Source organism: Pontibacter beigongshangensis (assembly GCF_014332515.1).
Taxonomy (GTDB): Bacteria; Bacteroidota; Bacteroidia; order Cytophagales; family Hymenobacteraceae; genus Pontibacter; species Pontibacter beigongshangensis.
The window spans coordinates 141,270-154,742 of record NZ_VFSD01000010.1 but is presented as its reverse complement, the minus strand read 5'-3'; the positions used below and the strand labels follow the sequence as shown (position 1 = coordinate 154,742).

Here is a 13,473-nt window from a genome sequence, read left to right as displayed (position 1 = left end):
ATAATTGCTGTTTGTTAATTGTCGATTGTAAAATGGCTACATGGTTGACTTGAAAACTCGGAGGTAAATGGTAAACACAAATTAACACGTAACTAATTTAGAGTCTTGCATCCTTTGGCTTTGGTCTCTTTTTTGCCTCCGGAAGGCCATTTTCATTCGAATAATCTGCTATTAACTCAACACTCAATGCCTCACATTGCACAAGGGGATCGGAGTTCTCTTTACTACCTGATAAGCGCAACCCGCTTCACGGTCTGCTCCTTGCCGATCTGCAGCGAGTAGAGGTACATGCCGCTTGTCAGGCGCCTGCCTTTGCTATCGGTGCCGGCCCATACCACCTCATAAGCTCCCGGACGAAGCTGGTCATCCAGTAAAGTGGCTACCACTTTACCAGACAGGTCCAGTATGGTTACCCTCACGTGCTCTTTCTGCTTTGTGTCGAAAGTGAAGGTGATCTTGTCAGAGAATGGATTTGGGTAAGCGGCCGTTTCCAGAGCGGCTTTTTCTACACTGCTGCTGGTGGTAATTCCCTCCTCGATGAGCCAGTCCAGATACACCTCCAGGTTCGTGTAACCATCCTGGCCCACCGTGTTACGATCGTTTGCATTGTTCGGGTCCAGGCCTTGCGCCAGTTCCCAGGCATCCGGCATACCGTCGTTGTCAGCATCTGCCGGGGCAGGCAAAGATGCCAGTTCCGGCCAGCTACCAACATCGGTCTGGGAGTCTAGAATACCCTTGTACCCCGTTCTAGAGCCGGTAAAAGTAGCTGTGCCTGTTCGCACTTCTTCTATTACCCGCACATCTACGGCATCGCGTTTCAGGCTGGCACCTACTTTTTCCAGCACGGCCTCGTAGGCTTGCTGGGCAGTATGCTGCGTTTCCATCTCGTAGGCAATCGGTTCAGTTAGCTTCACCCCGCTTGGTCGTGCAGCAGCTGGAACTTTACTGTCGTAATCCACCCCACCATTCCAATTGTCAGCCGTAACGGTAGGATTGCCTGCCACATAGTTTCCATCAATAAAGAACTTCCCGTACCCAACACCAAGAGAGGCATTACTTTCAAATGATATCTGCATAATGCGCTTGTTTCTGCTGGAAGGAGTTGCCGGACCTGGCTTATAATAATTGTTAACGATGTTATAGTTACCGTTCTCCCCGCCATAAGAGCTATTGCCAAGCCAGTTATAGACCACGTTATTGCGGTAGTCTACATGTTCGTTCGGATATTTACCATTGCTGACACCGGAACGGTAACCGTTAAACCTGGGGTTTCGGCTGTTGTGGTGCGCCAGCAGGTTGTGGTGGAAAGTGGCTTTGTCGCCACCCCAGATGCCGCCGTAGCCGTGATCGTTTTTATCATGGGCTGACCTGTTAAGGCTTTCGCTTAGCAAACACCACTGCATGGTAAAGTTCTGGTTGGCGTAAAAAGACGAACATTCGTCTATGGACCAGCTCATGGAGCAATGGTCGATGATAATATTTTTTTGATATCTCCCCCAAATGGCATCTTGCTGGTTGCCGGTAAGGTCGCCCATCCTGAAACGGAGGTACCGGATAATTACGTTGTCCGCACCGATCACCATCTCATAGTTCTGAAGCGTGATACCGTCTCCGGGAGCGGTCTGCCCGGCTATCGTCAGGTTACCATTCGTAATATTGAGTCTGCTGGTTAATTTAATATTCCCCGAGACCGTGAAGACAATCGTTCTGGCACCTGCCTCCATAATAGCTGCCCGCAGACTTCCCGGGCCGGAGTCATTCAGGTTGGTCACCTTCATCACTTTGCCGCCCCGTCCGCCCGTAGTGAAGCGACCGAAGCCCTCTGCCCCCGGAAACGCCAGTTGCTGCGCCTCCGCCGTTGCAAATCCCAGCATCAGAAGCACCAACAGCACCCGGCGTAACTTTGTAAAAATTATCTTCATAAATTCAGAAAGGGTATAAATAAAACATATCGGGCAGCTAAGCAGGTATTTCCCGGCCCTGTAGACAAGGGAAGACAAAAACCAGCCACCACCTACTACAGCACAAAAAGAGGGGCAAAACCCGGCCAGGCTGCGCAAACGATTGCATATTACTAAGATAAATCCATTTTCACAAACGATAGTTAGCAGTTAAATGCTAATATTTGTTTTTTCCGATTTTCTAGGTTACCCTGCCCTGATCCTAGTTTGCGTAAGGTCACATAATTTTCTTTAACCGCAATCCGGCGGTTCAGCAGGCAACTACTCCCGGAACTGAAATTGACTGGAACATGCTGCAACAGCAGTAGGAACAGTGCAGCCATGGCACCACGCACCGCTATTTTATTCAGACCGCAAAGGCAGCAGCAGCAGACACTGCTCCGGAGGGCCTTTTTCATTCAAATAATTTGCCTGCCGTACTGCAAGGTGCTGCCTTAAGAAACTCTGTCTACCCCCTGAAGCGCCTGACTGCGCAATCGATTCCTTTACTTATAATGGAACGTCGGGTTTATCAGCAAATGTTTTATACTCCAACGCCCGACCGACCAGCCTGCGCTCCCATTGCCAGCCAACACGCCTGAGCAAAAACAAAATTCTGACGGGCATTTTTATGCAATGTGGAGCAGACAAAAAATTGCCTCAACCAATAGTTTTATTTAAAAATGATAGGGCAACTTAAATGATTTTTTTATATTGCAACCGATTGCAACAACAAGTCGACTAAATTTTCGCTTATGGACAAGGATATAACCATTTACGATATAGCCAGGGAGCTCGACCTCTCCCCTACCACCGTGAGCCGTGCACTCAACGATCATCCTGCAGTCAACAAGAACACCAAGCAGAAGATTTGCGATGTGGCCGTGCAGATGGGATACCGCTCCAATATCTTTGCCAGCAACCTGCGCAAGCAGCGCACCCATACCATCGGAGTGATCGTGCCGCGGCTCAACAGCCCTTTCATGTCTTCAGTAATGGCAGGCATGGAAAAAGAAGCCAACAACGCCGACTATAACCTGATCATCACCCAGTCGCTGGAGACGATGCAGAAGGAGATCACTAACGCCCGCACCATGTTCGACAGCCGGGTAGACGGACTGCTCGTGTCGCTGGCCTACGAAACAGACAATATAGAACATTTCCAGCCATTTATCAGCAAAGGCACCCCAGTTATATTTTATGACCGCGTAATTGAGCATAACCAGTGCACCAGCATCGTAATCGACAACCTGCAGGCCGCCTACAAAGCTACCAGCCACCTGGCCAAACAAGGCTGCAAGCGCATCGTGCACATCACAGCCGACCAAAAGCGCAACGTGTATGCCGACAGGCTGAAGGGCTACAAATACGCCCTGATCGACAATAACCTGCCCTTCGACGAGTCTTTTGTTCTGATCACGAACCTGAGCGAGGAAGCTGGCGTAGAGGCGGCTCAGCAGATCCTGCAGATGGACCCGCGCCCGGATGGCATATTTGCCTCAAACGACACGGCAGCCGTCAGTTGTATGAAGGAACTGCAGAAAGCCGGCATCCTGATTCCGGATGATATGGCCGTGGTCGGGTTTAACAACGACCCGGTTTCCAGGGTTATCGAGCCAAACCTGACTACGGTAAACTATCCCGGCTACGAAATGGGCGAAGTGGCGGTACGCAGCCTGATCCACCACCTCAACGGCTTATCCGATATCATCATCACCAATACCATCACGCTCCGGTCCGAATTAATCATAAGAGGATCTTCCTTAAGAAGCAAAATAGAATAGTGCCAGTTTATCTCCGAAACAAATGTTTGTTTTCTTTAGCATAACACCAGCCGCCACTCCCGGCTGCGCTTTGTAAATCAACTATATGATCCGAAAAACCACTCCCACCCTTATTGTGCTCCTGATGCTCCTGCTGGGCACAGGCTTACCCGTGCAGGCCGAGGACGGCTACAGGCTCTGGCTCCGCTACGACAAGGTGCAGGACGCAAGCAGGCTGCAGCAGTACAGGCAGCAGGTTACAGAAGTTATACTAGAGGGGAATTCGCCGACCTTGGCCATTGCAAAGCGCGAGCTGGCACAGGGCCTCCGGGGACTTCTTGGCCAGGAGGTACCCTTCGGCCAGAAAGCTACCAAAGCAGGCACCCTTATTGCCGGCACGCCTGCCAGCTCTCCACTGGTTGCCCAATTGCAACTCGGCGATAAACTGAAAGCTGCAGGCGATGAAGGCTACCTGATCCTGACAACCCAGCTCAATGGCCGCAACAGCCACGTGATTGCTGCCAACACCGACATTGGCGTGTTGTACGGCACGTTCCATTTCCTGAGGCTGCTACAGTCTTCGCAGGACATCACGAAACTCGCTGTAAGCAGCGCCCCTAAAATTCAGCACCGTGTGCTCAACCACTGGGATAACCTGGACCGCACCGTGGAGCGTGGCTACGCCGGCTTCTCTCTCTGGGACTGGCACCGACTGCCGGGCTACATAGACCAGCGCTACCTCGACTATGCCCGGGCCAATGCCTCTATCGGCATTAACGGCACGGTGCTCACCAATGTAAATGCCAATGCCCTGGTACTTACCAAAGAGTACCTCGTAAAAGTGGCTGCCCTGGCAGATGCTTTCCGGCCCTACGGCATTAAAGTATACCTCACGGCCCGCTTCAGCGCCCCCATAGAGATTGGCGGCCTCAAAACCGCAGACCCGCACGAGCCAACGGTGCAGCAATGGTGGAAAGACAAGGCAGCAGAAATTTACAGCCACGTACCCGATTTTGGCGGCTTTCTGGTGAAGGCCAACTCGGAGGGGCAGCCGGGGCCGCAGAACTACGGCCGCAACCATGCCGACGGGGCCAACATGCTCGCAGATGCAGTGGCACCACAGGGCGGCATTGTGATGTGGCGCGCCTTTGTGTACGACGACAAGGAGCCGGACGATCGGGCAAAACAAGCGTATACGGAGTTCAAGCCGCTGGATGGCACGTTCCGGAAAAACGTGATGGTGCAGGTGAAGAACGGCGCTATCGACTTTCAGCCACGGGAGCCTTTCCACCCGCTGTTTGGCGCCATGCCTAAAACACCGATCATGATGGAGTTCCAGATCACACAGGAATACCTCGGCCAAGGCACCAACCTGGCGTACCTGGCCCCCATGTTCCAGGAAACCCTGGAAGCCGACACCCACGCCAAAGGCAAGGGCTCTACCGTCGCCAAGGTAATAGACGGCACCCTAGACAAACACCAGCTGACGGGCATAGCCGGCGTTGCCAACATCGGCACAGACCGCAACTGGACCGGCCATTTGTTCGGGCAATCGAACTGGTACACCTTTGGCCGCCTTGCCTGGAACCACCAGTTAAGCTCTGAGGAGATCGCCGCCGAGTGGATTAAAATGACTTTTACTTCCAATGCCAACGTTGTCATGCCGGTTCAGAACATGATGATGACCTCGCGCGAGGCCGTGGTGAATTATATGACGCCGCTGGGCCTGCACCACATCATGGGCTGGTCGCACCACTACGGCCCCGGCCCCTGGATCAAAGACAAGCACCGCGCCGACTGGACCTCTGTGTACTACCACCGCGCCGATGAACAAGGAATAGGCTTCGACCGCACCAAAACCGGCAGCAATGCGCTGGCCCAATACGCACCGCCGGTGCAGAAGCAGTTCGGCAACATCAAAACCTGCCCTGAGGAGTTCCTGCTCTGGTTCCACCATGTAAAGTGGGACCATAAGCTAAAATCAGGCCGGACCCTCTGGAACGAGCTCTGCTACCGCTACTCCGAAGGCGTGGACCAGGTGCGGCAAATGCAATCCACCTGGGCATCCTTAGAAGGCAAGGTAGACGAAGAACGATTTGCACACGTACAGTCGCTGCTGAAGATCCAGGAGCAGGAAGCCAAATGGTGGCGCGACGCCTGCCTGCTGTACTTCCAGACGTTCTCCAAAAGACCCATCCCATCCGATTTGGAAAAACCAGCCGAAACCCTGGAGTACTACATGAACCTGGATCCCAAATTTGTTCCGGGGATTTAGAAGGAATTTTGAATGATTGAATGAGTGAGTGAATGAGCTTAGAGGTAGAAAGTAAGAGTAAAGAGGTTAATCCCTAATGAACAATTCAACAATTCCATAGTTTGACGACCAACAATCAACAGCCAAAACAGCCAAGAGTATAATTAATTTATTACATATGAACCAGGATACTTCTGCAGCACCTAAAATTGCTATTGTCACCGGTGGTGGCTCAGGTTTAGGGTATGCTATTGTCGAAAAATTTGTCCGGAACAATATCCGGACCATCATTATAGGGCGAGACGAGCAGAAGCTCCAGCGAGCCAGAGAAGCATTTGGCGAGATGGTGACCAGCATTTCCTTCGACCTGAGCAACTTGGATGGCATTCCGGGGCTGGTAAAAGAAATTGCAGCTGAGTTCGGCCGCATCGATATTCTGGTGAACAATGCCGGCGTGAACATGAAAAAACCTTTTGTGGAGGTAACTGACGAAGATTTTCAGAAAGTGCTCCTCACGAACGTGACAGCTGTTTTTGCCCTGAGCCGGGAGGTGGTAAAGGTAATGCTGCCACAAGAGCAGGGTTGCATCGTGAACATCAGCTCGATGGCCGCCCAATATGGTATTCCGAAGGTAATTGCCTATACAGCTGCCAAATCAGGCATAGAGGGCATGACCAAAGCCATGGCCGTAGAATTGTCGCCGCTCGGCATCCGGGTAAACTGCATCGCGCCCGGCTTTATTGCCACCGACATGTCGGCGAAGGCGCTCGACAACGACCCGGAGCGTAAAAATAAAGTGCTGTCCAGAACACCGATGGGCCGGCTGGGCGCACCAGCCGACGTGGCAGAGGCTGTTTACTTTTATGCCACCGATGCGGCCAAGTATGTAACCGGCACGGTATTGCCGATAGACGGCGGCAACTCCATCGGATTTTAATTTTTCGGTTATCGGGTGAGGAGACCAAGTAAGGCTGCATACCTCGCGCAACCGATCTGTTAGCAAGCAGCAGAACCTCCGGAGGGCCGTTTTGATTGGAATAATTCCGGCTTTAGCTTGCTGCCCCTCACCAGTTCAAAACGTTAAAGAAACTATCAATGAAACCGAAAAAAACAAGTATCTGGCTTACGGCTTTCCTGGCAATGGCCTGTATCAGCAGTACACAGAAAGGCGATGCCGTACTTAAAGATTTGTACAAAAAAGACTTTTATATTGGGGCCGCTTTGAACCTGAACCAGGTGAGTGGCAGAGACCCCAAGGCAGAAGCCATTATCGGGAAGCACTTCAATACCATCAGCCCTGAAAACCTGCTGAAGTGGGAGAGCGTGCACCCACGGCCAGACAGCTACAACTTTAAGCCTGCCGACGATTTTGTGGCGCTTGGCCAGAAGCATAAGATGTTTGTGGTGGGCCACGCCCTGGTATGGCATCAGCAAACACCGAAATGGGTATTTGAAGACAATGAAGGCCAGCCGGCCAGCCGGGAGGTACTGCTGCAGCGCATGGAGGAGCACATAAACGCAGTGGCCGGCCGCTACAAAGGCAAAATCCATGGTTGGGATGTGGTAAACGAAGCCCTGAACGACGATGGCACCCTGCGCCAGAGCAAATGGCAGCAGCAGATCGGCGACGACTTTGTGGCCAGGGCCTTTGAGTTCGCCAAAAAAGCCGACCCCTCCACAGAACTTTACTACAACGACTACAACATGTGGAAACCTGCCAAGCGCGACGGAGCCATCAAGCTGGTGAAGAGTCTGCAGGAGAAAGGCATAAAAGTAGATGCCATTGGCATGCAGGGCCACTGGGGCCTGAAAACGCCTACTATTGCGCAGATTGAAGAAAGCATTGTGGCTTTCTCAAAAACCGGTGCCAAAGTAGTAATAACGGAACTGGACATTGACGTGCTGCCGAACCCCAGCAACCGACAAGGCGCAGACATAGACGCGACTTTTGAGTTTGACCAGCAATACAACGTGTATACCAATGGCCTGCCTGACGATGTGCAGCAGCAGCTGGCAGACCGCTACGCCGAGATTTTTGCCCTCTTCCGCAAGCACCAAGACAAGATCAGCCGCGTTACCTTCTGGGGCGTAACCGACAGCGACTCCTGGCTCAACGACTGGCCGATCAGAGGCCGCACCAGCTACCCGATGCTCTTTGACAGGGAGTATCAGCCAAAGCCCGCTTTTTATGCGGTGGTAAAGGCAGCGGCAAAAAAATAAAGCTTTTCAAATCCTTACACAACCCTAAATCACAACACAAGCTAACTTTTTACTCTACCCCTATATTCCTTAAGCAGCCTGTCTGGTAAATACCAGGCAGGCTCTTTTTTTGCCCTGCCGCGAATTAGGCAACTGTCGAAGATTCAGATTATTTGAATGAAAACGCCCTTCCAGAGGTTTCTGCTGCTGCTGCTGCTGTAGTTGACCTTTACCTGGGTTTGCCAACTTTTCAGGATCATGAAAAGCCCGGAGAAGAATTGGTAACCGCCTGTTGAAGTAGTGAGGCCTTTAGCGAATTGACTGTAGGAGAAATTCGTTTATTTGACTTAAATACAAGCCTTAACAGATCCTTTTTTTATTGGGAGAAGGAGACTAATCATTTTTGGTTCTTATCTTCTGCCAAAAAGGCAAATCCTCCTATGTACATAGTGCTGATAAGCGTATGTTGGGGGGTATTACTGCTATACAACCGTTGTAGAGAATCAAAATGAAAATTGTAGGAAAACTTTTATTTGTACTCACCACGGCCACATTGGTAAGTTGTGACCCAGCAAAGACGCTGACTATAAAAAACAAAATGCGAGAGGATATAACCATCAGAGTTAAAGTAAAACCGAACTCAAGGTATTTTTTTTCAGAATCAGATTCTGCTGAATTTTCTTTAATTGCTAAAGGTATGAAATCAGAAGTGTTAATTTATTATGGTTTTGGTTTTTGGACCAAAAGTGAATTAACTGAAATCCATAATTCAATTGAAGAAGTGCAAATTATTTCAAAATCTGATACAACCAATTTTACTTCAAAAGAAGAACTCCAATTTATACTTCCGAAAAGAAGACGTGGGCTACTAAACAATTTTCTTGAAGTAAAAATAAAATGACTATCTACAACCAGGTTCAGCCTTTAAGCTCGGCTACGCCTCGCCTATCGGCTGCACTAATTCCGTTAGCGGTAACTTCTAATTATGAAGAAGATTCTTAAACGATACAATGAGCCATTTTCAGCAGAGGTAAATCAATCAAGAAATAAAATAATTGAAGTTATAGCTCATGAAAAAGGCAAAAAGAGAGACTGCTTTAGCTTTCTTAGCAGTAGTCCTGTATATTTTGATGAAGTCACAGTTTCTGATGGAATGATAAAGATTAATGTGAAGCCTAAGATGTTAAATCCATACAGGGGAATGGGCGAAATCCATATGAATCTTAAAAGCGGTGAAACAAATTCAGAGGCAAGAATGGAAGGAGTAATCATACCTTACAACAGCCAATACCTCACTGCGTTGTATATGGTCATTGGTTTTTTGGTACTTTGGACTCCATTAGTTTTCGCTATGACTTCAGGTATGTATACTTTTATAATGTTAGTTTTTGGCTGGACAATATTGCCTCTGGTTTTATACTTAATAATTTTATGGAATAGGAGCAGGCTTAGAGAATATAGGGACTTTTTTCTGGCGACTTACTGGCAAACTACAATAAACAGGAAGGTATCCGCTAACTTATAGTATATAAGTAGGTTTCCATTTAACTTATTGAAAAAGATACTATCTGTATTCACAACTGCAGTAACACATCAGCCCAGTTTAGTTGCTAAGGAGGATGAAATACCGTTTAGACCAGGCTCTCTAACAAACTGAATAACTGGTGACGCAATTAGCTGTGTCCTCGCCTAAGTCTCCGAAAGCGCAGGTAGATTTTTGCTGGCCTCCAGGCGTGGATCACTAACAGCAGTTGTAGCAGAAGCGAATATAGGAACACCAAAGATTATAGGGGCCATCAGATAGCACTGCCCAATGACGGCTTTTTGGAAGTAAAAAGGTCGAAAAAGAATAATTTTACCTGCACCGGCAGTTAATGGAATAAACGGAGGAGCATAAGCAAAAAGCAAGATGGCACAATACCAGCCAGCTTTCGTTAACTGACCCTGGCAATATCTTTATAAGCGACAATCATCATGAAGACCCAAATTCGGCATTTATGCACCTATGTCCGTGTTCCGCCGTTACTGATCTGACATGAAAGTATGTACAGTTGAACTTTCAGGTATATGAAAGAGAATGAATTTACGCCCAAATTATTTTCGCTGCTAAAAGAAGGCATCAGCAGGAAACAATTTACCAAGGATGTTTTATCAGGAATCATTGTAGGGATTGTGGCACTTCCCCTGGCCATAGCCTTTGCCATAGCTTCGGGTGTATCGCCAGAAAAGGGCCTTATTACAGCCATTATTGCAGGACTTGTGATTTCTGTTCTGAGTGGCAGCCGCGTGCAGATAGGCGGCCCTACAGGTGCCTTCATCATTATTGTGTTCGGCATTGTACAGGAACATGGTGTGGAAGGTCTCACAATTGCCACCTTTATGGCTGGCTTCCTGATTATGGGGCTTGGTGTATTAAAATTGGGCAACTACCTGAAATTTATTCCATATCCGTTGATTGTGGGTTTTACGAGTGGCATTGCCGTGGTCATTTTCTCCACACAGGTCAAAGATTTTCTGGGATTAGAGGTAGAATCCGTTCCCCCAGACTTTGTTGATAAGTGGCTGGTTTACGTTCAGAATCTTGACAGTATAAACTGGGCGGCCCTCGGCATTGCGACGGGCACGGTCTTGATAGCCTTGAATTTTTATCGAATTACCACCAAAGTGCCAGGCTCGTTGGTTGCTATCGTGCTTTGCACCTTGCTCGTATACTTTTTTGAGTTGCCTGTGGAGACCATAGAAAGCAAATTTGGAGAGATACCCAACAAAATCGCGCTGCCGCAAATACCAGTCATTAACTTTAAAGTTATTCAGGTACTTATCGAGCCCGCTATTGCCATTGCGCTGCTAGGTTCTATTGAATCCCTGCTTTCGGCGGTGGTCGCAGACGGAATGATAGGCGGACGGCATCGCTCCAATATGGAACTTGTGGCCCAGGGGGCGGGCAACGTTTTTTCTGGTCTTTTTGGTGGCATACCCGCCACAGGGGCCATTGCAAGAACAGCAACCAATGTCAAGAATGGCGGCCGAACACCCATTGCAGGAATTGTTCATGCTGTTTTTCTATTGCTCATCATGGTGCTTTTTGCGCCGGTGGCAAAACTCATTCCACTGTCTTGCCTGGCAGGCATACTCGTGGTGGTTGCTTACCATATGAGCGAATGGAGACATTTCAGGGATTTACTCAAAAGCAACCGGATGGACATCATGGTCCTGCTCACCACCTTCTTTCTTACCGTATTTTTCGATTTGATTTTGGCAATCGAAATAGGCATGATATTATCAAGTTTCATTTTTATGAAGCGCATGAGCGAAGCGACAACCATCCATAATGCAGAAAACCTTTTTGGCGCCTCTGATCAGGATGGCGAAAAAATGTTTGAAGAAGAACTGCCCTTTATTCCAGACGACACCATGCTCTATGAAATAAACGGGCCTCTGTTTTTTGGAGCATCGCAAAAATTCCAGGAATTCCTGACAGACCTGAAGCAGGAACCCAAAGTGTTAATTATTAGAATGAGACACGTTCCTTTTATTGATGCGACCGCCATTAATAGACTGAAAGAGTTTAACCATACATTAAAAGCACGAGGCACAACCATTGTTATTTCAGGAGCTAACCGTCAGGTAAGGGAAGAATTGTTTAAATCGGACCTCTATTCACTTATTGGCAGAAACAATATCCTTGAAAACATCAGTGAAGCTATTTCAAGAGCTGAAGAACTATCAAAAAAATAGGCGCAGGCCACAACTTTTGGGTTAGCAAGTGAATGCTAAAGTGCTTCTTACATCGAATCGATAACTGGAAATTGCAAGTCTTATAACTCACGCAGTCCAGAGCCAGGAAGGCTGGCAGACTTCAGAAAGTGTCTTATTGGAGGCGAATAACGTGGCTGCATAAAAGCTGCCGCCAGCAGGAAGCAAGGGCCCAAATCCAAAGTAAAGTAATTTAGCTGCCAGCACACAAAAAATCCCGGCCCTGCTTTATTCGAAGCAGAACCGGGATTTTTCACTGGCTTACACAGGTGTTTATGCTTCTTCTGTCTGAGCCGTAATCGTCTGGATGGTGCCATCCGGGTTATGCTGCAGCTCCGTTACTTTAATGTTGCGGAGGTGTGTTTTGCCTGAGCGTTGCGTGTCGTGGTAGAAGAGGTACCATTTGCCCTTGAACTCTACGATGGAGTGGTGGTTTGTCCAGCCTTCTACCGGGTTTAAGATCACGCCCTGGTACGTGAATGGCCCCATGGGGCTATCGCCGGTGGCGTAGGCAATGTTGTGGGTATCGCCGGTGGAGTACGAGAAGTAATACTTGCCGTTGTGCTTGTGCACCCAGGCCGCTTCAAAGAAACGTCGATCATTATCGCCGGTCAGCAGCGGTTTTCCGTTTTCATCCAGCAGTTGCACATCCTTTACTTCGCCATCAAAACTAAGCATGTCGGCACTCATACGGGCCACTTTTGGCATTAAGGACGGTTGATCATCGGCCGGATATTCGTCGTTTTGGTTATACGTACCAGAGCTCCAGCGCTGCAACTGCCCTCCCCAGATGCCACCGAAATACATGTAAGACTTTCCGTCGGTATCTGTATACACGGCTGGGTCTATGCTGTAGCTGTTGGCGATGGGCTTTGCCTCCGGCTTAAACGGCCCTGCTGGCGAATTGCTCGTGGCCACCCCGATCCGGAAAACATCTTCCTTATCTTTTACCGGGAAGTAGAGATAGTATTTGCCGTTTTTATGCGCTGCGTCCGGGGCCCACAACTGGCGGCCGGCCCACGGGATGTCTTTAATGTCGAGTGCCACGCCATGATCCTGTACAGGGCCGCCCACGCTATCCATGGAGTACACATGGTAATCGCGCATGTCGAAATGTGAGCCATCGTCTTTTTCCGGAATGCCGGCATCTATGTCGTGAGACGGGTAGATGTAGATCTTGCCCTCAAACACATGCGCCGATGGGTCTGCTGTAAAGTTGTCGGTGACCAAAGGCTCCGACAGGTATCGTTTGTTTCCGGTTGCCGATGCCTGGGTTTCTTCTTCCTGCACCTGCGTTTCGGTGTTGTTGCTCTGGCAACCGGCAGCAAATACCGAGGCAAAGGCCATCAGGAAAACTGCTTTCTTGTAATAGGAGTGTCTGTTCATATGTATAGTTATAAATTTTAAATGTTAGACCAAATAGATTCGTTCTCAGATGGGTGGACGATAAAATGCACTACCTCTTCATTACTTTCCTCCTTGGCTCAGGGAGCAATTATTCTAATAAGACAGGCCCTCCAGCGGCATTGCCTGCTGCTGCCCAACCCAGCTAAGCCGAACC

Annotated in this window: 9 protein-coding genes; 7 read left to right on the top strand and 2 right to left on the bottom strand. The window is 49.0% G+C overall.

All coding sequences use genetic code 11. The annotated features are described in order from the left end of the window. Window positions 1–224: 224 nt before the first annotated feature. The gene (locus FJM74_RS10205; protein ID WP_187262497.1) at window positions 225–1,922 is read right to left on the bottom strand and encodes a T9SS type A sorting domain-containing protein; all 1,698 of its coding nucleotides are present in this window, start codon (window positions 1,920–1,922) and stop codon (window positions 225–227) included. 773 nt (window positions 1,923–2,695) lie between these two features. On the opposite strand from FJM74_RS10205, the gene FJM74_RS10200 reads away from it, so the two are divergent. The 7 genes from FJM74_RS10200 (at window position 2,696) to FJM74_RS10170 (ending at window position 11,894) form a co-directional block, all read left to right on the top strand. Then, the gene (locus tag FJM74_RS10200; protein WP_187262496.1) at window positions 2,696–3,724 is read left to right on the top strand and encodes a LacI family DNA-binding transcriptional regulator; all 1,029 of its coding nucleotides are present in this window, start codon (window positions 2,696–2,698) and stop codon (window positions 3,722–3,724) included. 85 nt (window positions 3,725–3,809) lie between these two features. Further along, on the top strand, window positions 3,810–5,978 hold the full coding sequence (locus FJM74_RS10195; protein WP_187262495.1) for an alpha-glucuronidase family glycosyl hydrolase: 2,169 nt from the start codon (window positions 3,810–3,812) through the stop codon (window positions 5,976–5,978). 157 nt (window positions 5,979–6,135) lie between these two features. After that, window positions 6,136–6,894 (top strand): SDR family NAD(P)-dependent oxidoreductase, encoded by a 759-nt coding sequence (locus FJM74_RS10190; protein WP_187262494.1) that lies wholly within the window; start codon window positions 6,136–6,138, stop codon window positions 6,892–6,894. Window positions 6,895–7,052: 158 nt separating this feature from the next. Next, window positions 7,053–8,177, top strand: coding sequence for an endo-1,4-beta-xylanase (locus FJM74_RS10185; protein WP_187262493.1), 1,125 nt, complete (start codon window positions 7,053–7,055; stop codon window positions 8,175–8,177). A gap of 487 nt (window positions 8,178–8,664) precedes the next feature. Then, window positions 8,665–9,057, top strand: a complete 393-nt coding sequence (locus FJM74_RS10180) for a hypothetical protein (protein ID WP_187262492.1) — start codon at window positions 8,665–8,667, stop codon at window positions 9,055–9,057. A gap of 84 nt (window positions 9,058–9,141) precedes the next feature. Then, window positions 9,142–9,681, top strand: a complete 540-nt coding sequence (locus FJM74_RS10175) for a hypothetical protein (protein ID WP_187262491.1) — start codon at window positions 9,142–9,144, stop codon at window positions 9,679–9,681. Window positions 9,682–10,223: 542 nt separating this feature from the next. Further along, window positions 10,224–11,894, top strand: coding sequence for a SulP family inorganic anion transporter (locus FJM74_RS10170; protein ID WP_187262490.1), 1,671 nt, complete (start codon window positions 10,224–10,226; stop codon window positions 11,892–11,894). Window positions 11,895–12,185: 291 nt separating this feature from the next. On the opposite strand, the gene FJM74_RS10165 is transcribed toward FJM74_RS10170, so the two are convergent. Then, window positions 12,186–13,298, bottom strand: coding sequence for a glycoside hydrolase family 43 protein (locus tag FJM74_RS10165; protein WP_187262489.1), 1,113 nt, complete (start codon window positions 13,296–13,298; stop codon window positions 12,186–12,188). Between the last annotated feature and the right edge of the window lie 175 nt (window positions 13,299–13,473).